Source organism: uncultured Escherichia sp. (assembly GCF_948475835.1).
In the GTDB taxonomy this organism is placed as follows: Bacteria; Pseudomonadota; Gammaproteobacteria; order Enterobacterales; family Enterobacteriaceae; genus ECMA0423.
In genome coordinates, this window is sequence record NZ_CAOLGM010000039.1 from 12478 (window position 1) to 34489 (window position 22012).

23 protein-coding genes and 1 pseudogene (1 of these 24 cut by a window edge) are annotated in these 22012 nt (G+C 51.2%); 10 read left to right on the forward strand and 14 right to left on the reverse strand.

Annotation, left to right across the window (positions count from 1 at the left end):
- The 4 genes and pseudogenes from dinG to ybiE all read left to right on the forward strand — a co-directional run.
- Window positions 1–51: pseudogene (gene dinG / locus QZF50_RS09795) on the forward strand (ATP-dependent DNA helicase DinG); it begins 2083 nt to the left of the window's first position.
- A 27-nt stretch (window positions 52–78) separates the two neighbouring features.
- On the forward strand, window positions 79–1041 hold the full coding sequence (ybiB, locus tag QZF50_RS09800) for a DNA-binding protein YbiB (protein ID WP_000386540.1): 963 nt from the start codon (window positions 79–81) through the stop codon (window positions 1039–1041).
- A 140-nt stretch (window positions 1042–1181) separates the two neighbouring features.
- Entirely contained in the window at window positions 1182–2267 is a 1086-nt protein-coding gene (hcxB, locus tag QZF50_RS09805; protein ID WP_000443508.1) for a hydroxycarboxylate dehydrogenase HcXB, read from the forward strand.
- A gap of 66 nt (window positions 2268–2333) precedes the next feature.
- Window positions 2334–2393, forward strand: a complete 60-nt coding sequence (gene ybiE / locus QZF50_RS09810; protein WP_211180490.1) for a protein YbiE — start codon at window positions 2334–2336, stop codon at window positions 2391–2393.
- A 102-nt stretch (window positions 2394–2495) separates the two neighbouring features.
- On the opposite strand, the gene ybiJ is transcribed toward ybiE, so the two are convergent.
- From ybiJ to mcbA, 5 genes are all read right to left on the reverse strand, one after another.
- Complete coding sequence (gene ybiJ, locus QZF50_RS09815; protein ID WP_000849301.1) at window positions 2496–2756, reverse strand: DUF1471 family protein YbiJ; 261 nt, start codon at window positions 2754–2756, stop codon at window positions 2496–2498.
- A 264-nt stretch (window positions 2757–3020) separates the two neighbouring features.
- Complete coding sequence (gene ybiI / locus QZF50_RS09820) at window positions 3021–3287, reverse strand: C4-type zinc finger protein YbiI (protein WP_000146343.1); 267 nt, start codon at window positions 3285–3287, stop codon at window positions 3021–3023.
- Window positions 3288–3360: 73 nt separating this feature from the next.
- Window positions 3361–4038: a PKHD-type hydroxylase YbiX gene (gene ybiX / locus QZF50_RS09825; RefSeq protein ID WP_061892224.1), complete on the reverse strand. Its 678-nt coding sequence runs from the start codon at window positions 4036–4038 to the stop codon at window positions 3361–3363.
- Between the two features lie 41 nt (window positions 4039–4079).
- A complete protein-coding gene (locus QZF50_RS09830; protein ID WP_290388866.1) occupies window positions 4080–6362 on the reverse strand; it encodes a catecholate siderophore receptor Fiu in 2283 nt (760 codons plus the stop codon).
- Between the two features lie 264 nt (window positions 6363–6626).
- The gene (gene mcbA / locus QZF50_RS09835; RefSeq protein ID WP_000710619.1) at window positions 6627–6887 is read right to left on the reverse strand and encodes a DUF1471 family periplasmic protein McbA; all 261 of its coding nucleotides are present in this window, start codon (window positions 6885–6887) and stop codon (window positions 6627–6629) included.
- Window positions 6888–7162: 275 nt separating this feature from the next.
- Here mcbA and rlmF point away from each other — a divergent pair, with 275 nt between their 5' ends.
- Window positions 7163–8089 (forward strand): 23S rRNA (adenine(1618)-N(6))-methyltransferase RlmF, encoded by a 927-nt coding sequence (rlmF, locus tag QZF50_RS09840; RefSeq protein WP_001275941.1) that lies wholly within the window; start codon window positions 7163–7165, stop codon window positions 8087–8089.
- Here rlmF and ybiO read toward each other — a convergent pair.
- From ybiO to rhtA, 6 genes are all read right to left on the reverse strand, one after another.
- Window positions 8086–10311 carry a mechanosensitive channel protein gene (gene ybiO / locus QZF50_RS09845; protein ID WP_001267255.1) on the reverse strand — a complete coding sequence of 742 codons (2226 nt, stop codon included), beginning with the start codon at window positions 10309–10311 and terminating at the stop codon, window positions 8086–8088. The two genes, rlmF and ybiO, sit on opposite strands and share 4 nt — an antisense overlap.
- Before the next feature lie 116 nt (window positions 10312–10427).
- Window positions 10428–11150, reverse strand: coding sequence for a glutamine ABC transporter ATP-binding protein GlnQ (glnQ, locus tag QZF50_RS09850; protein WP_000569080.1), 723 nt, complete (start codon window positions 11148–11150; stop codon window positions 10428–10430).
- Window positions 11147–11806, reverse strand: coding sequence for a glutamine ABC transporter permease GlnP (glnP, locus tag QZF50_RS09855; RefSeq protein ID WP_001159065.1), 660 nt, complete (start codon window positions 11804–11806; stop codon window positions 11147–11149). The genes glnQ and glnP overlap by 4 nt, the downstream gene beginning before the upstream one ends.
- Window positions 11807–11944: 138 nt before the next feature.
- The gene (glnH, locus tag QZF50_RS09860; RefSeq protein ID WP_000843866.1) at window positions 11945–12691 is read right to left on the reverse strand and encodes a glutamine ABC transporter substrate-binding protein GlnH; all 747 of its coding nucleotides are present in this window, start codon (window positions 12689–12691) and stop codon (window positions 11945–11947) included.
- 403 nt (window positions 12692–13094) lie between these two features.
- Window positions 13095–13598 (reverse strand): DNA starvation/stationary phase protection protein Dps, encoded by a 504-nt coding sequence (gene dps / locus QZF50_RS09865; protein WP_000100800.1) that lies wholly within the window; start codon window positions 13596–13598, stop codon window positions 13095–13097.
- Between the two features lie 298 nt (window positions 13599–13896).
- Window positions 13897–14784, reverse strand: coding sequence for a threonine/homoserine exporter RhtA (gene rhtA / locus QZF50_RS09870; protein ID WP_001119538.1), 888 nt, complete (start codon window positions 14782–14784; stop codon window positions 13897–13899).
- Between the two features lie 234 nt (window positions 14785–15018).
- Between rhtA and QZF50_RS09875 the strand changes: the two genes are divergently transcribed.
- Both QZF50_RS09875 and ompX read left to right on the forward strand, forming a co-directional pair.
- Entirely contained in the window at window positions 15019–15084 is a 66-nt protein-coding gene (locus QZF50_RS09875) for a protein YliM (protein WP_120795379.1), read from the forward strand.
- A gap of 52 nt (window positions 15085–15136) precedes the next feature.
- A complete protein-coding gene (gene ompX, locus QZF50_RS09880) occupies window positions 15137–15652 on the forward strand; it encodes an outer membrane protein OmpX (protein ID WP_001295296.1) in 516 nt (171 codons plus the stop codon).
- A gap of 48 nt (window positions 15653–15700) precedes the next feature.
- On the opposite strand, the gene opgE is transcribed toward ompX, so the two are convergent.
- Window positions 15701–17284, reverse strand: coding sequence for a phosphoethanolamine transferase (gene opgE / locus QZF50_RS09885; RefSeq protein WP_001054679.1), 1584 nt, complete (start codon window positions 17282–17284; stop codon window positions 15701–15703).
- Window positions 17285–17555: 271 nt separating this feature from the next.
- Complete coding sequence (gene mntS / locus QZF50_RS09890; RefSeq protein WP_001001756.1) at window positions 17556–17684, reverse strand: manganase accumulation protein MntS; 129 nt, start codon at window positions 17682–17684, stop codon at window positions 17556–17558.
- A 185-nt stretch (window positions 17685–17869) separates the two neighbouring features.
- Between mntS and mntR the strand changes: the two genes are divergently transcribed.
- Both mntR and QZF50_RS09900 read left to right on the forward strand, forming a co-directional pair.
- The gene (gene mntR, locus QZF50_RS09895; RefSeq protein ID WP_000091018.1) at window positions 17870–18337 is read left to right on the forward strand and encodes a manganese-binding transcriptional regulator MntR; all 468 of its coding nucleotides are present in this window, start codon (window positions 17870–17872) and stop codon (window positions 18335–18337) included.
- A complete protein-coding gene (locus tag QZF50_RS09900) occupies window positions 18334–19452 on the forward strand; it encodes an anion transporter (RefSeq protein ID WP_000081845.1) in 1119 nt (372 codons plus the stop codon). Before mntR ends, QZF50_RS09900 begins: the two co-directional genes overlap by 4 nt.
- Window positions 19453–19510: 58 nt before the next feature.
- On the opposite strand, the gene ldtB is transcribed toward QZF50_RS09900, so the two are convergent.
- Window positions 19511–20431 (reverse strand): L,D-transpeptidase, encoded by a 921-nt coding sequence (ldtB, locus tag QZF50_RS09905; RefSeq protein ID WP_001056384.1) that lies wholly within the window; start codon window positions 20429–20431, stop codon window positions 19511–19513.
- A gap of 218 nt (window positions 20432–20649) precedes the next feature.
- Between ldtB and QZF50_RS09910 the strand changes: the two genes are divergently transcribed.
- Window positions 20650–22012: ABC-F family ATPase (locus QZF50_RS09910; protein ID WP_290388867.1), on the forward strand; the 1363-nt coding region annotated here is incomplete at its 3' end.

Sequence of the window (22012 nt, forward strand, 5' to 3'; positions counted from 1 at the left end):
ATAGTTAAAAAGAAAGAAAAAACGAAATCCCCACGCCGTCGGCGGCGTTAATGATGTGAGTCAGGTAAGGAGTCGTAAATGGACTATCGCAAAATCATTAAAGAGATCGGGCGCGGGAAAAACCACGCGCGCGATTTAGACCGGGATACTGCGCGCGGTCTGTATGCCCATATGCTCAATGGTGAAGTCCCTGACCTTGAGTTGGGCGGCGTATTGATTGCGCTACGTATCAAAGGGGAAGGGGAAGCAGAGATGCTCGGCTTTTACGAAGCCATGCAAAATCACACCATCAAGCTGACGCCGCCTGCAGGCAAGCCGATGCCGATTGTCATCCCCAGTTACAACGGCGCGCGTAAACAGGCCAACCTGACGCCGTTGTTGGCGATTCTCCTGCACAAACTCGGTTTTCCTGTGGTGGTTCACGGGGTTAGCGAAGATCCAACCCGCGTGCTGACTGAAACCATTTTTGAATTGATGGGTATTACGCCAACGTTGCACGGCGGGCAGGCGCAGGCGAAGCTCGACGAACATCAACCGGTGTTTATGCCAGTCGGCGCGTTTTGCCCGCCGCTGGAAAAACAACTGGCGATGCGCTGGCGGATGGGCGTGCGTAACAGTGCACATACCCTGGCGAAACTGGCGACGCCATTTGCCGAAGGTGAGGCGCTGCGTCTTTCCAGCGTTTCGCATCCGGAATACATTGGACGCGTCGCGAAGTTCTTTAGCGATATCGGCGGGCGGGCGCTACTAATGCATGGTACTGAAGGTGAAGTGTATGCTAATCCGCAGCGCTGCCCGCAGATCAATCTCATTGACCGTGAAGGGATGCGGGTGCTGTATGAAAAACAGGACCCTGCTGGTAGCGAGTTACTGCCACAAGCAAAAGATCCGGAAACCACGGCGCAGTGGATTGAGCGTTGCCTTGCTGGCAGCGAACCGATTCCCGAATCGCTGAAAATCCAGATGGCTTGCTGCCTGGTGGCTACGGGTGAAGCGGCAACTATCAGCGACGGCCTGGCGCGCGTTAATCAGGCATTTTAATTCTTTTCTCAGCCGGATGAGCCATGTCATCCGGCTTTTACCCCACCGCAATATGAAATTCCTGCATCTTTATTGACCTTCCCACGCCCGGCGTGCAGCATAAAAAAACAACAAACACATAACATAAACAGGAGTTAACCATGGAAAGTGGTCATCGCTTTGATGCTCAGACGCTGCACAGTTTTATTCAGGCTGTATTTCGTCAGATGGGTAGCGAGGAACAAGAAGCGAAATTAGTGGCCGATCATTTAATCGCGGCAAACCTGGCAGGGCATGATTCTCATGGTATTGGCATGATCCCAAGCTATGTGCGTTCCTGGAGTCAGGGGCATCTGCAAATTAACCATCATGCCAAAATCGTTAAAGAGGCGGGGGCGGCAGTCACGCTCGATGGCGATCGCGCATTCGGTCAGGTCGCGGCACACGAAGCGATGGCGCTGGGGATTGAGAAAGCGCATCAGCACGGTATTGCTGCCGTGGCGCTACATAACTCGCATCATATCGGCCGTATCGGTTACTGGGCGGAGCAGTGTGCAGCGGCGGGGTTTGTCTCTATCCACTTTGTTAGCGTGGTCGGTATTCCAATGGTCGCACCGTTCCACGGTCGCGACAGCCGCTTTGGCACCAATCCGTTCTGTGTGGTTTTCCCTCGTAAAGATAATTTCCCGCTGTTGCTTGATTACGCCACCAGCGCCATTGCATTTGGCAAAACCCGCGTCGCCTGGCATAAAGGCGTCCCCGTGCCGCCAGGTTGCCTGATTGACGTTAACGGCGTGCCGACGACCAATCCGGCGGTAATGCAGGAGTCGCCGTTGGGTTCGCTGTTGACCTTTGCCGAACATAAAGGCTACGCCCTTGCCGCGATGTGTGAAATTCTTGGCGGGGCGCTTTCCGGCGGTAAAACGACGCATCAGGAAACGTTACAAACCAGTCCCGATGCCATTCTTAACTGCATGACCACTATCATCATCAACCCGGAACTCTTCGGCGCGCCGGATTGTAACGCGCAGACCGAAGCCTTTGCCGAGTGGGTGAAAGCCTCGCCGCATGATGATGATAAGCCGATTTTGCTACCGGGCGAGTGGGAAGTGAACACGCGTCGCGAACGGCAGAAGCAGGGGATTCCACTGGATGCGGGAAGCTGGCAGGCCATTTGTGATGCAGCGCGGCAGATTGGTATGCCGGAAGAGACGTTGCAGGCTTTCTGTCAGCAGTTAGCCAGCTAAAAAAAAGCCCGTCCAGTGGCGGACGGGCAAACAAGGGTAACATAGGATCAATGAGGGTTAGAGCATATGCGTCTGTCGGCAAACAGACAGGGAAATACTTGTGCTGGACGTAGCGTAAACGCCTGATCCGTCCAACGGTTCGGATTTTGTAGGCCTGATAAGACGCGGTAGCGTCGCATCAGGCATCTGTTGCCGGATGCGGCGTAAACGCCTTATCCGTCCTACGAATTACTTATAAATTACCGCAGTACCGCTTAATTTATTGTTGTTGGTGGCGGAAGTGATGCTGTATCCACTGGCACCGGCTGCCGCGGCTTTCTCAGCCAGTTTCGCTTCCAGGGCATCGAGGGTGGATGCGCCATCGGCAGAAACCACGCCGATTTTATTCATGTTCTGTGCCTGGGATGCCGTTACCGGTTCCGCGGCAAACACGCCAAATGACAGAGTTGAAAGAGCCATAGCAGCAACAACAGTATTGATAGTTTTCATAATTAATCTCTCGCAGGTGATTTTTGTATAAGTGACGTTGTTTCGTCGATGTGATGAGTATCACGTTTTTTTACGAGAGATAAAATCGAAGAGAATTGACCGCCTTGTTCAAATAAATTGATTGATATCTAACATACTGATAAACCATTTATTTGTTGTACTTATGGACTTGTTTTATGCCGCGTGGCAGTCACAGCAGCGTTAAAGGCACGGAATGCCACGCAAAATACAAATTATACTCGCTATGCATCTCGCCAGTTGTAGTTAACGTAACTGGCTGTCTTTCGAACCTCTGCGATTATATCCTGTATACGCTGGTTTTTGTAAATCTTTCTCCTGCTGACAATGAATGCATAAGCGCACGCCAGGAATGGCTTCCCGACGGGCTTGCGGGATGGGGGCACCGCACTCTTCACATTCATCCAGGCTTTCGCCACGCGGAATTTCACCCCGAGCGCGGGCAATCGCATCTTCAATTGTACTGTTGATCTGTTCGTTGACGGCGTCATCGTTAGCCCAACCGGATGCCATATCGTCCTCCCCATATCAATGCTTGTACAGTTAAGTGTAGCTAATCCAGGGACGAACTTGGGCAGTTCAAGCATCAGATCTCCGACCATTCCCGCAGCAGATTATGATAAAGATTAAGCAGCGACAGGATCTCTTCACTTTCGCCGTAGCGGCTTTTCAGCGACTGAATATTGTTGTCCAGTTCAAACAGCATGGCGCGCTTTTTATCATCACGGATCATCGACTGGATCCACATAAATGATGCCACTCGTACGCCGCGGGTTACGGGTGTCACGCAATGCAGGCTGCTGGAGGGATACAACACGAGATCGCCTGCCGGGAGTTTTACCCGATGTTGTCCGAAGGTGTCATTAACGACCAGTTCGCCGCCGTCGCAGCTTTGTGGATCGCTTAAAAACAGCGTGGCAGAAAGGTCAGTACGCATCCAGCCGTTTTGTGGATGGCTGCGTACTGCGCCATCCACATGGAAACCATAGGTTTCATTGTTCTGATAGCGATTAAACAGCGGCGTGGAAAGGGTACGCGGCAAGGCCGCGGCAAAGAATAAAGCATGTTGGTTAACCGCGTTCAGCACCTCATTTTGCAGGGCGGCGTATAACGTGCTGCGGGTGTCGACCTGTTGATTGTTCTTAACTTGCGCACCTTGTGCGCCGGTGGTGACGCGTCCATCCACCCATTCGGCTTGTTCCAGTTGTTCGCGAAACCGGGCGACGTCCTGTGGCGATAACACGCCGGGAATGTGGTACATCATACAAGTTCTCCAAAAAGTGGGGCCTGCGCCCCACATCTGAATCAGAAATGCATATTGGCTGTGAGCAAGAAGGTTCTTGGCTCGCCCGGGTGATAACGGTAGCCGCTCTTGTTGATTGAGGCGACGTAATCGGTATCAAACAGGTTGTAAACGTTTAGCTGGAAGTCGAGATTGCGATTAACCCGATACCCCAGTTTGGCATCGGCGACCCAGTAACCTTCGGTAAACGCTGGCGTTCCCACCGCGCCGTCTGAACCTTTATGCATACTGCCGATATAGCGTGCGCCCGCGCCAACAGAGATATCATCTGTTGCCTGATACTGGCTCCATAAGGTGAAGGCGTGCTCCGGGGTATACGGCAGCGATGAGGAACCATCCTGGGCAACATCTTTGCCGTTTTTGATGGTTGCTTTTTGCTGGGTATAGCCGCCAATCACCTGCCACGCGGGCATGATATTCCCGGCCACGGATATCTCATAGCCTTCGACACGTTTCTTACCGTATTGCGAGTAAGTTCCGTCATCATTTTGCTCAACTTCATTTTCGATATCAGTACGGAACAGCGCGGCGGTGAGCAACAGGCGTTTATCCAGAACCTGCCATTTGGTGCCAATCTCGCTGGTGTTGGCTTTTTGCGGTTTAAAATCGGTGCGGTTGGCACTGTTACCGCTGCCAGACTGCGCAAGGGCGAAGTTGTTGCCGCCCGGAGGCTGCTGGGAAACGGCATAGTTAATATAGACATTACCGTTTTCCGTCAGGTGATACAGCGCCCCGGCTTTCCAGTTCACCAGATTGCCCGACTTGGCGGTGTCGACGGTGGTGACCGGAGAACCTTTTGCCACACCAGCTGGGCAGGTGATGGCACCGCGTCCGCTGCCGCCGCAGGCGGTGGCACTGTCATATTCAGTATGATAATTATCCAGACGGATCCCGCCGTTCAGCTCAAAATCACGGGTGATTTGCAGCGTATCGAAGGCGTAAATTGCGAAGGTATCCGTCTGACCATTGGCGTTTGCGCCGTTGCGCGTCAGGCCGCCGGGATGAATGCTGCTGTCAGGATGATAAATATTTACCGCGGGTAACGTCACCGGATTAACGCCGTAGTTAGTCTGCGTTTCACGGGTAAATTCCACGCCGGTACTGACATCATGACCGATAGAACCGGTATAGAACGTCGAGGTCAGGTTGGTCTGGTTGGTGAGAATTTTATTACTCACATCTTTGGTATTCGCCGTGCGTGACCAGGTCCAGCTATTCACATCGCTGGTGGGCTGAGTAATATTCGACGCCCCGCCCATAATCGCCGTCATCAGGTAATCCTGCTTTACGCGCGACCAACGGGTAGTATTGCGAATGGTGGTGTTATCGTTGATGTCGTGCTCAAAACGCATGGTGGCGGTGTCGGTGGTCGAATCGTCGTAATCGGAATCCGTGCCGTAAAAGTTATGAGTATCAACTTTTCCGGAATGATTCAGAGCCGCTGTTCCCGCAGATGGGGCAGAATAACCCGGCAAACCGATGGTCGGAATGCCGCCGTCTGGCGTGTTGTGCTGGGTGACATGCAGATAATTAAGATACAAACGATTCGCTGTACCAAGGCCAAAAGCGATAGAAGGGGCGACGCCGTAACGCTCATTTTTGACTTTGTCGCGTCCGGCATCGTGCGTTTTTTCGCCCATCACATTCAGGCGCACCGCAGTGGTATCACCAATGACCTGATTGACGTCCAGCGTGCCGCGGCGGAACCAGGCGCTGCCAATACTGGCGGAGGCGTCAATGCCGGAATCATTGCGCGGCTGCTTGCTGATCATATTGATCGAGCCCGTCGGCGCGCTGCGCCCGTAGTCGGTGCCGGAAGGCCCTTTAATCACTTCGACCTGCTCAGTATTGAAGGTGTCGCGCGAGACGCTGCCGATATCGCGAATGCCATCAATATAAATACTGTTAGAGGTATCAGCACCGCGCATATAAATGGCGTCGCCAGTGGTGGAGTTACCGTTCTCACCCGCAAAAAACGCACCCACGCCGGGGACGTTTTTGAGCGCGTCGCTAAGGTTGGTTGCGCCCTGATCTTTAATCACTTGTTCAGAAATCACCGTCATCGTGCGGGTAGTATCCGCTACCGGACGCGAGAATTTCGGATCGGCAGATTGTTGTGGCGCATAAAGCGAAGGCGTTGATGCTTCGACAACCAGCGTGTCATCCGCGTTAGTTTGCCCTTCGGCGGCGAGTGCCTGAGCCACAGGCGTGATGCCAATACAAAGACCGGCAAAGAACGTGAGCGAATGAAATTGTCTGGCAGGGAAATTGCGATTGTTTTCCATTTTGCAGGTGACTTTTTTTTATATGTTGAAATTTTCACTGCCACGAGAAAGCCTCTCTGCGGATGCGATGCCACTGTTAATCTCGTGATAGTGTTCGTGCAAGTGATAATAATTTTGATAAGCATTATCACTTGACGCGATTTTCTATCACCCATTGCGCGAAAAAGAAATACATTTATTTACATTGCGTTCATATTTGATGTTTTTTGATTACAAAACAGGCGAAAACTGCATCCAGAGGCGAATGCAGTTACGTTGGTGGGGTTATTTGTAGATGGTTGCAGTACCGAACATCTGGTCATTTCCGCCTGCGGAATTAATGACATAACCTTTCGCGCCTTGCTCGCGCGCTTTTTCTGCCAGTTTATCCTCCAGATCGCTTAGGTTTGATGCGCCAGTTGCCGAAACGGTACCGGCGGGCCGTAGCTGACCGCTGTCCAGGTTACTCATCGGTTGCGCGGCATAAGCCGTGAGAGAGATTCCGCTCAGGACGGTGGCAATCAGTAGTGTGAGGCACTTTTTCATAATGACATCCTCATAAATACAACGGGTAGTGCCTGATAAGTGTAGGTCGCCTGGGCGATGAAAATGACGCAAAAAATTGACAGAGATGTGCTTATTTTTTGAACGATATTTTTTTACAAAATAAGACAAATCAATGACATGCATAATGCTGATTTTTATGATGAATTGCCATAAACCATAGCCATGTTAAGGTTTTGGGGAATGATAAACGCAGCCAGATATTTACCCTGTCGCGTTATGCGGGTATCTTACGCCGCTGCTTAAAGGAGAATGCTATGTCCGCCCAGAAACCGGGGTTGCATCCGCGCAACCGTCATCACAGCCGCTACGATCTCGCCACGCTTTGTCAGGTCAATCCTGAACTCAGGCAATTCCTCACGCTTACACCCGCAGGGGAGCAAAGCGTAGACTTTGCCAATCCGCTGGCGGTGAAGGCGCTCAATAAGGCATTGCTGGCCCATTTTTACGCCGTAGCGAACTGGGATATCCCGGACGGTTTTCTCTGCCCGCCAGTACCGGGCCGGGCGGATTATATTCATCACCTTGCCGATTTACTGGCAGAAGCAAGCGGAACAATTCCAGCTAATGCCAGCATTCTGGATATCGGCGTTGGTGCGAACTGTATTTATCCGCTGATTGGCGTACATGAATATGGCTGGCGTTTTACCGGTAGTGAAACCAGCAGTCAGGCGTTAAGTAGTGCGCAGGCGATCATCAGTGCTAATCCGGGGCTTAACCGCGCCATTCGTCTGCGTCGGCAAAAAGAGAGTGGGGCGATTTTTAACGGCATCATCCATAAAAACGAGCAATACGACGCGACCTTGTGTAACCCGCCATTCCACGATTCCGCCGCTGCGGCACGGGCAGGTAGTGAGCGTAAACGCCGTAACCTGGGGCTGAACAAAGACGATGCACTGAACTTTGGCGGCCAGCAACAGGAGTTGTGGTGTGAAGGTGGTGAAGTCGCCTTTATCAAAAAGATGATTGAAGAGAGCAAAGGCTTCGCGAAGCAGGTGATGTGGTTTACCTCGCTGGTTTCTCGTGGTGAAAACTTACCGCCGTTGTATCGTGCTCTGACGGACGTGGGCGCGGTGAAGGTGGTTAAAAAAGAGATGGCCCAGGGGCAAAAGCAGAGTCGCTTTATTGCCTGGACCTTTATGAACGACGAGCAGCGCCGCCGTTTTGTTAATCGCCAACGTTAAAGCGTTGGCTCCCCCGGCGGCAGCGGTTCAGCCGGGGCCGCGCCCGGAGCAGGCAGCACCTGATAAGTCTGCACTGGCGCGCGAACACCTGCCAGGTCGAAATGCTTTTTCACCTGGCTGTCGAGGGCAAAGCGGACCGTCCACTGTTTGAGTGGCAGCGTGGTGAACGAAACACGCAGTGTAAACGCGGTATTGCTTAAGCCGACAATCCCGGCAAAGTTTGGTTCACCAATAACCAGCCCGCGAATTTCTTCGTTTTCCATCAATTCCGCTACCGCATCTTTCAGTGCCTGATTGGCTTTATCAGCATCTTCATGGCGATCAACATCGTAGTTTGCCACCACCGAACCAATGCCGCGGACGAAGTTAGCAAAGGTGGTTATCGAAGACCAAGGAATGATGTGATACGCCCCGGTATCCTGACGCACGCCCACGGAGCGAATCGACATCCGTTCCACAGTGCCGGTCAACGGCCCGATAGTAACCAAATCTCCAGTGTTCATGCCGTTTTCAAACTGAATAAATACCCCGGTGATAATATCTTTCACCAGCGTTTGCGAACCAAACGAGATAGCCAGACCTAATGCCCCAGCACCTGCCAGCAATGGCGCGATATTGACGCCGATTTCCGACAACACAATCATGATGGTGATGGTACTGATAATCACCGCCAGCGCGTTACGGAACAGCGTCAGCAGGGTACGCGTACGGGCGCTGGGTAGCGGGCGGCCATGAATATCCGAAGCCAGCCGGTTTTCGATCAAACTGGCGAGCACTGTCCAGCCAACCGCCGAGAAGAAAAGAATGAGTGCGATGCGGATCAGGATATCTACGGTTTTCTGCCCCGCGCCGTTTTGCAGCCAGTTCCAGAAATCGAACAATCCCCATGCGCTCAACAGCAACATTACCGCCACGCAGACGGTCAGAATACGCGCCGTTTTCAGCGCCGCCGAAAGCCAGCCATTCAGCCGTTTTTGTAGCTCCGGATAGTTACGCTGAGTATGTGGCGAGAGGGTGATGGTTTTCGCCAGCCAGCGGGAAAACATACCGGAAACAAACGCTGCGATACCAATAATCGCCAGGCTGCGCACCGTTGCACCCATCATAAATTTCAGGCTGTTGCCCGGATCGAACAACGAAAAGAAAAACAGCACGATAAAATAGGCGCTTGCCAGCCAGTGCCACACCAGCGCAAAGGCGCGGATAAACAGGCTGAAAAAGGCCAGCGAATGCTCCGCAAAGTTGAGCAAATGTTGGGTAATCTCTTTTTTATTGCGAAAGATCAGGTACAACGCCCAGACGGTCATGCACAGCATAATGATGACGTTCGCCAGCGCACCTATCTGTACATTCACCTGATTAGAGATAATCGGCACGGCCACAATCAGGCCATAACCTATCAAACTGCTTAACCAGCTCAGGCGACGACTCCAGTAACGGGCGCTCTCGTCCTGAATCGTGAACGGGCGCAGTTCAGCCACGTTTGGGCAAAAAATCAGGCGTAGTACGGCTTTGAAAAATTCAATCAGGGCAAAGGCGTTGAGAAACAAACTTTGTTGGAAAGCGATGGTGCGACTGCCCGCATTCAGGTTGTCGCTTAATACCTGGCCGACAAACAATGTCAGTGCCAGTAACAGTAGGTCGATAATAAACGCCCCGATAATCATCGCCGGAAGCTGCAGCCAGTTGCTGCGTTCGCGATTTTTTTGCCGCGCCCACTGGCCCATTTTGCGATACAGCGGCAGTGCGCACAGACGAATCAGCCAGTAAAAACCAAACACTAATACCGCTAACATTGAAAAATGGGTCAACGCATTGCTGAAGGTTTGTGGATTAAACGGCTTATGCGGGGAGCCGGTGATATTGCGATAAAGTTGTCCGAAGCGGGCGGAAAGGGCTTCACCATAATGGCGGCTGACTTCGGTGACCTTTTGCAGCACGGTTTGCTCTTCAACCAGCGTCGGCGGCACGATCTTCGGGACCGGTTCCGCAGGGGGCGTCGCGGCGACAGTACGCAACTGGTCGATCAATTCTTTACGCGAGGTGTCGTTATCCAGCACATCCGCCAGTGCGCCATAGGCCGCTTTTTTTTGTTCGATATCCGGTTCCGGGGCCGGTTCAGTCGTTGAGTCCGTTGTCGTTGTGGTTGTAACGCCGGGTATGGATACCGCGTGGGCAGGTGCGCCCAGCAGGCAGAAGAGGATGAACAGGATCCACCGCATGACTCCTCCAGTGAGAAAACAGAGCAAAAAGATAAGTATAGATGCTGGGGGAGGGGCGATTTTAAATGAGAGGAATCTGGTGTGCCTCCCTTTCGGGTGAAAGGGAGGCAGAGAAGTTAAGAGACGTGCTGCAAAAATTCCTGCAAGCGCTGGCTCGGCGGGTTCTTGATCAATACCTGCGGATCGCCATCTTCCGCAATCCGGCCTTTGTCGATAAAGATCAGCCGCGAAGCTACTTTCTCGGCAAAACCGATTTCGTGGGTCACGATCACCATCGTCATCCCTTCTTCAGCCAGATCCTGCATAACCTTCAGCACTTCATGGCGCAGTTCCGGGTCAAGAGCGGAAGTCGGTTCATCAAACAGCATCATTTTCGGCTTCACCGCCAGCGCGCGGGCAATCGCCACACGCTGCTGTTGACCACCAGAAAGTTCGGAAGGGTAGTGATGTGCACGTTCTGCCAGACCGACTTTCGCCAGCAGCTCACGCGCCAGTTTTTCCGCCTCTTCTTTGTTCGCGCCACGCACGCGTAGCGGACCAAACATGACGTTTTCCAGCGCCGTCAGATGCGGGAAGAGGTAAAACTGCTGGAACACCATACCTGCTTCCTGGCGAATCAGGCGCTCGTCAACTTTCGGATCGTTAACCTTCAGGCCATCGACAATCAGATCGCCGGAGGTGATTTCTTCCAGTTTGTTGATGCAGCGCAGCAGGGTCGATTTACCGGAACCGGACGGCCCGATAATCACCACGACTTCGCCCTGGGCAATGTTCAAATCGATATTGTGCAGCACCTGGGTTGGGCCAAAGTGCTTGGAGACGTTTTTAAATTCAATCACAGGATTTTCATCCTTCTTTCCAGACGACGCAGAATAAAGCTCAGCACCAGGGTAATAATCAGATAGAACACCGCCACGGCGCTCCAGATCTCAAGGGCGCGGAAGTTACCGGCAATAATTTCTTGCCCCTGACGGGTCAGTTCCGCCACGCCGATCACAATAAACAGCGAGGTGTCTTTAATGCTGATGATCCACTGGTTACCCAGCGGCGGCAGCATACGACGCAGTGCCAGCGGTAAAATGACGTAGCGAATGGTTTCCCAACGTGAAAGACCGAGCGCCAGTCCTGCTTCACGAAAACCTTTGTGGATAGACAGCACCGCACCACGCGTGATTTCCGCAATGTACGCGCCGGAGTTGATCATGATGGTGACCACCGCCGCAGTAAATGGGTCGATGCGTAAGTCGTTAAACGCCATCGGCAGGGCGAAATAGATAAACATCACCTGGACGACGATAGGTGTGCCGCGGATCACTTCAATAAAGACCAGCGCGACGTGGTTGGCTATCCAACCACCGAAGGTGCGTGCAAAACCTGCCAGCAATCCGATTACCAGACCGCCTGCCAGACCGAGGACCGAAATCCACAGGGTCATTTTGGCACCTTCAATCAGAAGCGGAATAGCAGGCCAGATGGCACTCCAGTCAAACTGCATATGTTGTTCCTGTTACCGTGGTGTAAATAATCAAATTCAGGGTAATTAATGGCCCCGGAGCGGGTTTGCGCCCCTCACCCTAATCCTCTCCCCAGAGGGGAGAGGGAACTGCCAGTGCGTTTTACAGGTGTAGCGTTATTATTTCGGTTCAGTACCGAACCATTTTTTGTAGATTTCGTTGTAAGTTCCGTTCTCGCGCAGGGTTTTCAACGCGCCGTTGACTTTGTCACGCAGCTCGTCGCTACCTTTCGGGAACGCAATACCGTATTGCTGCGCTTCCAGAGAGTCACCTACCGCTTTGAACTGACCGTTACCGGCGGTTTTGATGAAGTACAGAATGTTTGGCGTATCGTGCAGAACGGCGTCTGCGCGGTTGGTGCCCAGTTCCATATAGGCGTTATCGATGTTCGGGAACTGACGCAGATCTTTAGTTTTGATGTTTGCTTTCGCGTAATCAACGGAGCCAGTACCGCTCTTCACAGCAACCACTTTCCCGTCGAGATCCTTCACGCTTTTCACATCGTTATTGTTAGCTTTCACCATCACTAACAGGCCGCTTTTGTAGTAGCCGTCAGAGAAATCGATCGCTTTTTTACGCTCGTCGGTGATGGTAATGCCCGCCAGCGCCAGATCGACGTTTTTGGTTTGCAGTGCCGGAATGATCCCACTGAAATCCATCGGCTTCAGTTCGTAATCCAGCTTCAGCTCTTTAGCGATGGCAGCCCACAGATCAACGTCAAAGCCCACATATTTATCGCCCTGTTTAAATTCAAACGGAACGAAGGCGGTATCCGTCGCGACAACTAATTTTTTATCCGCGGCATGAGAAGAAACCGCAAAAGCCAGGGTCAGTGCAGCCAGTGAAACTTTTAATACAGACTTCATAGCATTTCCTTTTTTCTATCCACGGGACGATCCCCTGCGTGACATTCACATATATGAAAAAATCGTGCCAGTTTTGCAACTCCTTGATTTTTCGAGATGCGGCAAAAACGTGATGCACGATTTATAGGGCAATACCCTGAAGATGCACCATTCTGGGGCACCAATCTGGTGCGCTAAAATTGTGCACTCAACACAGTGATTATTTAGCGTAAAACCTGATGAAAAAACAATCTTTATGTAACGATTGTGTGATGATGTGGATACAAAAAATTTACTTAATCAGCTGGAGATAGCAGATGGATGCACTAAATAAGTGCGTTGAGGTGGGCTGCAAAACAAAACGGCCTCCTGTCAGGAAGCCGCTTTTATCGGGTACTAAAGTTCTGCACCATCAGCGATGGATTTATTCGATGTTAGACTCGATAAACCACAGGAATTTATCCAGGTCGCGAGACGCGGCGGTCAGGATATCTGCGGTGTCGTCATCTTTCGCTTCGCCAATCGCTTTGCGTACGTCATTAGCGACGATTGCGTAACGGTCAGCCAGTTCTTTCAGGTGATCCTGAACGTTGTGGATGTCCAGCGGGTAACTTTTCAGCGGGGTTTTGCTGTTGATAACTTGAGTGGTCCCCAGAGCTACACCGCCCAGCTGCACTGCACGTTCTGCCATGGTATCCAGATGATCGATCAGTGCGGTGCGGAAGCCATCCAGCATTTCATGTACGGCAATGAAGTTAGCGCCGCGCATGTTCCAGTGCGCTTGTTTGGTAATCAAAGAAAGATCAATAAACTGGATAACCTGGCGATTCAGCAACTCTACTGTTGCTTTTTTCTCGCTGTCGGAGACATCGTTGCGGGTATAAAGCAGATTGGTCGCTTTTGATTTAACTAATTTAGCGGTACTCATAATTTCATATCCTCTTGATGTTATGTCCCAGTAATTAACGAGACTAAGTATAGCACCGGCTATGTGTTCCGCTATTCTGGCTGTTCCTATCACACTAATAGTGGTAACAAGCGTGAAAAACAAAACTAATAAAGATTCAATGAGTTAGATATATTGATAAGAACAATTCTTATTTATCTGCTCGCCAGGAATTTTCGGAATAAATATGCTTTTGCATAATTCGATATATAAAGACGGTGTAGAGGAAAAGTAGCGAGAAATTCTGCATGGTTATGCATAACCATGCAGAAATGTAAATTTAATTAATGTCTAATTCTTTTATTTTGCTCTCTTTGCGTACTGTCAGCGTAGACCCCATTGAAGCGGCGATGATAGCGCCGAGCGCCAGCAGCTGTATGGGTGTCAGTGTTTCTCCGAGGAAAATCATCCCGGAAACGGCAGCCAGCGCCGGTTCCATGCTCATCAGCGTACCAAATGTCCGTGTTGGCAAACGGGTGAGGGCAATCATTTCCAGCGAATAAGGCAGAGCGGTCGAGAGAATAGCGACAGCCAGACCCAATGGAATAACCGACCAGTGCCAGAGTGCTTCACCAGCCTGAAGCGCTCCAATTGGCACGAAAATTAACGCTGCAATCAACGAACCAATTGCCACCGTCGCAGGGCCATGTTCCGCTCCTGCGCGTTGCCCACTTAAAATGTAAATAGCCCAACAAGCCCCGGCCCCCAGTGCCAGCGCACAGCCGGTTAAATCGACATGGGAAACGTCTTGCCCCAGCGGTAGCAGGAACCACAGACCAAGAACCGCCAGCACAACCCAGACGAAATCTACCGGGCGACGAGAAGAGAACAGCGCCACCGCCAGTGGTCCGGTGAACTCCAGCGCCACCGCAATACCCAGCGGTACTGTCTGAATAGAAAGATAAAAAAGATAATTCATCCCACCCAGCGAAACGCCGTAAAACAACAGCGGTAACCGTTGCTCTTTGGCAAAGCGCAGTCGCCATGGCTTAAAGAACGCGATGAGGATCAGCGTTCCTAATGCCAGACGCAGCGCAGTGACACCCGGTGCGCCCACCAGAGGAAAAAGTGACTTAGCTAACGAGGCTCCACCCTGAATAGACGCCATGGCAACGAGCAATATGATTATTGGTAACCAGACCGGCATTTTACGTAATGAACCAGGCATCCTTTCTCCCACAAATATCTAGACTTAAGTAAAGCGTGGAGTGTACTGGATATACCCAATGCTGGTTGAGCATTTGTTGAAAAAATTTTCCCCCGTTTTGACTAAAATGCGCCAGGATTGATGGAATCATTAGTCTGGTGATTAGGAATAATCTGGATGAATGACAGGGAAAACATGCGTAATACTTACGCAGTTCTCTGAAAAAGTGATTTAAATTTAGATGGATAGCGGTGTATGGAAACGTTCTGTTACATGAAATGGCCCGTTAGACATCACAAATCGCGAAGAGTTTCCCATTAATTTTTGATATATTTAAAACTTAGGACTTATTTGAATCACATTTGAGGTGGTTATGAAAAAAATTGCATGTCTTTCAGCACTGGCCGCAGTTCTGGCTTTCACCGCAGGTACTTCCGTAGCTGCGACTTCTACCGTAACTGGCGGTTACGCACAGAGCGACGCTCAGGGCCAAATGAACAAAATGGGCGGTTTCAACCTGAAATACCGCTATGAAGAAGACAACAGCCCGCTGGGTGTGATCGGTTCTTTCACTTACACCGAGAAAAGCCGTACTGCAAGCTCTGGTGACTACAACAAAAACCAGTACTACGGCATCACTGCTGGTCCGGCTTACCGCATTAACGACTGGGCAAGCATCTACGGTGTAGTGGGTGTGGGTTATGGTAAATTCCAGACCACTGAATACCCGACCTACAAACACGACACCAGCGACTACGGTTTCTCCTACGGTGCTGGTCTGCAGTTCAACCCGATGGAAAACGTTGCTCTGGACTTCTCTTACGAGCAGAGCCGTATTCGTAGCGTTGACGTAGGCACCTGGATTGCCGGTGTTGGTTACCGCTTCTAATCACTTTGGTGATATAAAAAATCCGCCTCTCGGGGCGGATTTTTGTTTTTAAGGCTTCGGGTCGAAAATATCGGTTCCGAGATGGTTGTAATCCACCTTCTGTAACTGGAAGTTGGTGATGTATATCGACCCGGCTTTCTTCTCAGATATAAACGGGTATTTGATGTTAATTTCCTTCGCTTTAATTCCCGTCCACTGGGAGAAAAAACCTAAGAAGTCATTGGCTGAGCGGCGGGCTTTAATCACCCGATGCGCTTTATCGTCGCTGGAAATGACCATAAAAGGCACCTGGAAATTTTGCTGATACTTATCATCATGGGCAAGGTATTGCACGTCTTTGCCGCGCTCTTTAAAGGCCAGACCGTGGTCAGAAAAGTAAACCAGCGAGAAGCTGCTGCCGCTGTTGCGTAACTGATCGTACAGCTTGCGCAGTAAATCGTCCGTTTGCGTCATGGTATAGAGATAGCACGACGTTTCTTTCGACTGCACAAAGGTTTCGTATTTGCCTTGTGTCCTGTCGCAGGCCTGCGGATGTGAGCCCATCAGATGTAGAACAATCAGCTGCGGTTGCGAGTGCTCTTGCGCCAGCACTTGAGCGGTCATATCCAGTAACGCTTCGTCTTTGGTATTTTTATCTGCTTCAAAATTACCTTCTTTCAGGAAGTACACTTCATCTGCTCGTTTGGCGATGCTGGCGATAGCAGTATCGTATTCGCCGATTTGGCCCTGGTTGGAAAACCACCAGGTCTGGAAGCCCGCGCGATTTGCCAGGGTGACAAAGTTATCCTGAAACTGTGGTTTGCCATCGACTACGCGATTGAGCGTTAAGCCAAGCGATTTCTGCGTGGAGCCACTGGCGGCAATGTAGTCAGCAAATATCAAACCGTTAACGCTGCTGGCAAACGGGGTATTGTCCCAGTGACCGCCAAAGGCACCGAGGGCATCGCGACGCGCGCTTTCACCGATCACCACCACATAGGTCTGATACTTCGGCTTAACGGCAGTGACCGTCCAGGTATCTTTCATTCCGGAAAGTTTTGCCATCCGTTCTTGCTCTTCAATCACCTCGTTATTATTGACGATGACATCCTTAGCAAAACGAAATACCGGATAGCCAGTATCTTTCAGTTTAAATACGCCACCCCAGGCCAGGTTTTGCACGGGAGCAACAAAAAATGTCGCCACACTGAATACCAGACACAGGCTGTCGAAGGTATTCCAGCGCGCTTTTTCATTCTCTTTTTTTCGCCTGATTGCTATTACGCCGAGCGCAAAAATAAATAAGCCGACCAGGTAGCTGTACCACGGAAAAATCGTCAGGATTTCGGTCGACTCTTCCATATTGGTGGAGTGCAATGCCAGCAATGTATTGAAATTAGGCGCGCCGTAGGCCTGAGCAAAAGGGAAATAACAAGCCGCCACCAGCGAACTGACACCGACCAGAACTTTTTGTACGCGAGGCAATGTTCGCCATAGCAAAAGCAAAATAGCCGTAAACGCAGCGGTGTAGAGCAAACTGAAGGGGTAACCTAAGCCGAGGTTAATTAATAGCGACTGTAAAAAGTAGAACGCAGTCCACGGGCTAAATACCCGGCTACGGGTAACAAGCGATTCTTTGAGGGTTAAATTCATATGCCACTATCGTAACAAACGCCATGTGCTTACCCTGGCGTCAAGGGTCAATACCTGCAAGAGTGCGTGAAGAGGGGAAAGGGGTCCGCATCCGCGAGCCGCAATATACGCAGGGCTGCAAGAAGATAGAGCGAGCCGCCGTTCAGGTCAACTACTGACGAACAAATCTTTTGCGAAGGGGATTGCAAATCCGACAAAAAGTGGGGTTTTTCAGACCAAAACGCGTTATGCCTGCATAAAAGCAGGAGTGAAGCGGCGTACCGCGACGCCGCTATTTATCTGAAGGTTTATCTTGCTGCGGTTTGTTGTTGACCATATCGCACAACATAGAGAGCAGCATTAACCGTACTTTAAAGGGAGAATGACTAAACACGCGTATACACCTCTTGAACTCATTCATAAGACCTCCTGACTTGCTAATCCCGTCGATCCTTGAGGGATGATTGCATTACATACAGATATAGCACAGGCTATATTATATAGCTATTGCTAAAACGTTAATTTTTTGTACCTTCGCAACTCTGGTTTACAATGTGCGCACGAAATGAGAACGCTATGTATGCGTCACCATAATGAGGAAGCACAATGAGTCGTCGCGCAGGTACGCCAACAGCAAAAAAAGTGACGCAGTTAGTGAACGTGGAAGAGCACGTTGAAGGGTTCCGCCAGGTCAGAGAGGCGCATCGGCGCGAGCTTATTGATGATTACGTTGAACTGATTTCTGACTTGATCAGGGAAGTGGGGGAAGCTCGTCAGGTAGACATGGCTGCTCGTTTGGGAGTTTCGCAACCGACGGTGGCTAAAATGCTTAAGCGGCTGGCAACCATGGGGCTGATTGAAATGATCCCCTGGCGTGGCGTGTTTTTAACGGCAGAAGGAGAGAAGCTGGCGCAGGAAAGCCGCGAGCGACATCAGATAGTCGAAAATTTCTTGTTGGTGTTGGGCGTCAGTCCGGAAATCGCCCGTCGCGACGCGGAAGGCATGGAGCACCATGTTAGTGAAGAGACGCTCGACGCTTTTCGTTTGTTTACCCAGAAATACGGTGCCAAATGAGCCAGCCTTTTTTACGCACGCTGCAAGGCGATCGTTTTTTTCAGTTATTAATTCTTGTTGGTATCGGATTAAGCTTTTTCGTGCCCTTTGCACCGAAATCCTGGCCTGCTGCTATCGACTGGCACACCATCATCACCTTAAGCGGCCTGATGCTGCTGACCAAAGGTGTGGAGTTAAGCGGTTATTTTGATGTGCTGGGGCGCAAAATGGTGCGCCGCTTTGCTACGGAGCGTCGCCTGGCGATGTTTATGGTGCTGGCGGCGGCGCTGCTTTCTACCTTTCTGACCAACGATGTCGCGCTGTTTATTGTTGTTCCGCTGACTATCACGCTAAAAAGACTGTGTGAGATCCCGGTTAATCGGCTGATTATTTTTGAGGCGCTGGCAGTCAACGCTGGTTCGCTACTGACGCCAATTGGCAACCCGCAAAATATTCTTATCTGGGGACGTTCTGGTCTTTCGTTTGCCGGATTTATTGCCCAAATGGCACCGCTGGCTGGCGCAATGATGCTGACGCTCCTGCTCCTGTGCTGGTGTTGTTTCCCTGGAAAGGCGCTGCAATACCATACGGGGGTGCAAACACTGGAGTGGAAACCGCGGCTGGTGTGGAGTTGTCTGGGGCTGTATATCGTCTTTCTGACGGCGCTGGAGTTCAAACAAGAGCTGTGGGGACTGGTGATTGTGGCGGCAGGCTTTGCGCTGCTGGCACGTCGCGTGGTGCTCAGTGTGGACTGGACGCTGCTGCTGGTGTTTATGGCGATGTTTATCGACGTCCATTTACTGACCCAGCTTCCAGCGTTGCAAGGCGTGTTGGGTAACGTGAGTCATTTATCTGAACCCGGGTTATGGTTAACGGCAATCGGTTTATCGCAGGTGATCAGTAACGTGCCGAGTACCATATTGTTGCTGAACTATGTGCCGCCGTCTTTATTACTGGCATGGGCGGTAAACGTAGGTGGCTTTGGGTTATTACCCGGATCGCTGGCAAATTTGATTGCGCTACGTATGGCGAACGATCGCCGCATCTGGTGGCGTTTCCATCTCTATTCAATACCGATGCTGTTGTGGGCGGCGTTGGTGGGATATGTTTTGTTAGTTATACTCCCGGCCAACTAGGGTCTGGCAAATAAAAAAGGCGGATTATGAGTCCGCCTTTTGCTTTAAGTTTTGAAGATTAATTCAGACGAACCGGCATCCCGGAGCGGTTTTTAATCGCTTCATCAAGAACAACCTGGTCAACATCTGGCTGACCGGTCACTGTTTGCACGCTCTTCGTCAGGGTAATTGGCACAATTTCCTGACCTTCAAACTGGGCTTCGGTGGTAGACAGCGGGTTATGGACTTCAATATAACGGCTGCCGTCTGGCTCGGTGGTCGCTTTTACCGGCTCATCAATAAACTGTACGCGGGTACCGACCGGTACTTTCTCGAACAGGAATTTGATGTCTTCGTTACGCAGACGCACACAACCATGACTTACACGCAGGCCGATACCGAAGTTGGCGTTGGTGCCATGGATAGCGTACAGGCGACCGATGTAGAGTGCATACAGCCCCATCGGGTTATCCGGACCTGCCGGAACGACAGCCGGAAGCGGTTCGCCCGCAGCGCGGTACTCTGCGTGCATTTTGGCGGTCGGCGTCCAGGTCGGGCCTGCTTTCTTACGCTCAACTTTAGTGGTCCAGTTGATAGGCGTATCTTTGCCTAACTGACCAATGCCGATCGGCAGCACGATAACGGTGTTGGTCCCTTTCGGATAGTAATACAGACGCATCTCTGCACTGTTAATGACGATGCCTTCATGAACGGTATCCGGCAGGATCAGCTGCTGCGGAATGTTCAGTACAGTACCGCCTTTCGGCAGGAAGGTATCCACACCCGGGTTCGCTTCCATCATATTGGAAAGCCCCATCTGGTACTCCGCGGCAAAATACTCCAGCGGCTGAGTGTTACCTTCAGGAATGGTGATCACCTGATTCTGACCAACCAGGCGACTCCCGTCGGTTGGCAGAGGATAAGTTACCGCAGAGGCGGTACTGCAAAAGCCGACAACAGCGAAGGCCGCTGCGAATAATGTTTTCAATTTCATATTCATGTTAAGCGAGATTTTGTGCCTGGCAGGCCATTGGGTTGAGAATATTAGAGTATTGGAAGCGCATTATAAGTTCATTCCAGCTCACAGTGAAATCAGATGTGTACGAAATCACATTTTTTGCCTTTGGCTTGAGTGTAGACCTTAAGCGAGGAGCAGGATCTTCTTTCAGACTTATGGCATAATGCGCGGTTTGTCATATCTCTTTTCAGGATACGCCTGTGTTAGTTTCCAGTAACGTCACCATGCAGTTCGGCAGTAAGCCGTTGTTTGAAAACATTTCCGTCAAATTTGGCGGCGGCAACCGTTACGGCCTGATTGGCGCGAACGGTAGTGGTAAATCCACCTTTATGAAGATCCTCGGCGGCGACTTAGAGCCGACTTTGGGTAACGTTTCCCTCGATCCCAACGAGCGCATTGGTAAGCTGCGTCAGGATCAGTTTGCCTTTGAAGAGTTCACTGTGCTGGATACGGTGATCATGGGGCATAAAGAGTTGTGGGAAGTGAAGCAGGAGCGTGACCGCATCTATGCTTTGCCGGAAATGAGTGAGGAAGACGGCTATAAAGTGGCCGATCTGGAAGTTAAATACGGCGAAATGGACGGTTACTCTGCGGAAGCTCGCGCCGGTGAATTGTTGCTTGGCGTGGGAATTCCAGTGGAACAGCACTACGGCCCGATGAGTGAAGTTGCTCCTGGCTGGAAGCTGCGTGTGCTTCTGGCGCAGGCGCTGTTTGCTGATCCGGATATTCTCCTGCTCGACGAACCGACCAACAACCTCGACATCGACACCATTCGCTGGCTGGAACAGGTGCTGAACGAGCGTGACAGCACCATGATCATCATCTCGCACGACCGTCACTTCCTTAACATGGTCTGTACCCACATGGCGGATCTGGATTACGGCGAGCTGCGCGTTTATCCGGGTAACTACGATGAGTACATGACGGCGGCGACCCAGGCGCGTGAACGTCTGCTGGCCGATAACGCCAAGAAGAAAGCGCAGATTGCTGAGTTGCAATCTTTCGTTAGCCGCTTTAGCGCCAACGCCTCGAAATCTCGCCAGGCAACTTCGCGCGCGCGCCAGATTGATAAAATCAAACTGGAAGAGGTGAAAGCCTCCAGCCGTCAGAACCCGTTCATCCGTTTTGAACAGGATAAGAAACTGTTCCGTAACGCGCTGGAAGTGGAAGGTCTGACCAAAGGGTTTGATAACGGTCCACTGTTTAAAAATCTCAACCTGCTGCTGGAGGTCGGTGAAAAACTTGCGGTACTGGGTACCAACGGCGTCGGTAAATCAACGCTGCTGAAAACGCTGGTGGGCGATCTGCAACCGGACAGCGGCACCGTAAAATGGTCTGAAAACGCGCGCATTGGTTACTACGCCCAGGACCACGAATATGAGTTTGAAAATGATCTGACCGTGTTCGAATGGATGAGTCAGTGGAAGCAGGAAGGCGATGACGAGCAGGCGGTACGCAGCATTCTCGGTCGTTTGCTGTTCAGCCAGGACGACATCAAAAAGCCAGCTAAAGTGCTTTCCGGTGGGGAAAAAGGGCGGATGCTGTTTGGTAAGTTAATGATGC

Excerpts from the sequence above, each read along its gene's own strand:
- ybiB (WP_000386540.1), top strand. The coding sequence starts at position 79 with ATGGACTATCGCAAAATCATTAAAGAGATCGGGCGCGGGAAAAACCAC.
- hcxB (WP_000443508.1), top strand. The coding sequence starts at position 1,182 with ATGGAAAGTGGTCATCGCTTTGATGCTCAGACGCTGCACAGTTTTATT.
- ybiJ (WP_000849301.1), bottom strand. The coding sequence starts at position 2,756 with ATGAAAACTATCAATACTGTTGTTGCTGCTATGGCTCTTTCAACTCTG.
- ybiI (WP_000146343.1), bottom strand. The coding sequence starts at position 3,287 with ATGGCATCCGGTTGGGCTAACGATGACGCCGTCAACGAACAGATCAAC.
- ybiX (WP_061892224.1), bottom strand. The coding sequence starts at position 4,038 with ATGATGTACCACATTCCCGGCGTGTTATCGCCACAGGACGTCGCCCGG.
- QZF50_RS09830 (WP_290388866.1), bottom strand. The coding sequence starts at position 6,362 with ATGGAAAACAATCGCAATTTCCCTGCCAGACAATTTCATTCGCTCACG.
- mcbA (WP_000710619.1), bottom strand. The coding sequence starts at position 6,887 with ATGAAAAAGTGCCTCACACTACTGATTGCCACCGTCCTGAGCGGAATC.
- rlmF (WP_001275941.1), top strand. The coding sequence starts at position 7,163 with ATGTCCGCCCAGAAACCGGGGTTGCATCCGCGCAACCGTCATCACAGC.
- ybiO (WP_001267255.1), bottom strand. The coding sequence starts at position 10,311 with ATGCGGTGGATCCTGTTCATCCTCTTCTGCCTGCTGGGCGCACCTGCC.
- glnP (WP_001159065.1), bottom strand. The coding sequence starts at position 11,806 with ATGCAGTTTGACTGGAGTGCCATCTGGCCTGCTATTCCGCTTCTGATT.
- glnH (WP_000843866.1), bottom strand. The coding sequence starts at position 12,691 with ATGAAGTCTGTATTAAAAGTTTCACTGGCTGCACTGACCCTGGCTTTT.
- dps (WP_000100800.1), bottom strand. The coding sequence starts at position 13,598 with ATGAGTACCGCTAAATTAGTTAAATCAAAAGCGACCAATCTGCTTTAT.
- rhtA (WP_001119538.1), bottom strand. The coding sequence starts at position 14,784 with ATGCCTGGTTCATTACGTAAAATGCCGGTCTGGTTACCAATAATCATA.
- ompX (WP_001295296.1), top strand. The coding sequence starts at position 15,137 with ATGAAAAAAATTGCATGTCTTTCAGCACTGGCCGCAGTTCTGGCTTTC.
- opgE (WP_001054679.1), bottom strand. The coding sequence starts at position 17,284 with ATGAATTTAACCCTCAAAGAATCGCTTGTTACCCGTAGCCGGGTATTT.
- mntS (WP_001001756.1), bottom strand. The coding sequence starts at position 17,684 with ATGAATGAGTTCAAGAGGTGTATACGCGTGTTTAGTCATTCTCCCTTT.
- mntR (WP_000091018.1), top strand. The coding sequence starts at position 17,870 with ATGAGTCGTCGCGCAGGTACGCCAACAGCAAAAAAAGTGACGCAGTTA.
- QZF50_RS09900 (WP_000081845.1), top strand. The coding sequence starts at position 18,334 with ATGAGCCAGCCTTTTTTACGCACGCTGCAAGGCGATCGTTTTTTTCAG.
- ldtB (WP_001056384.1), bottom strand. The coding sequence starts at position 20,431 with ATGAATATGAAATTGAAAACATTATTCGCAGCGGCCTTCGCTGTTGTC.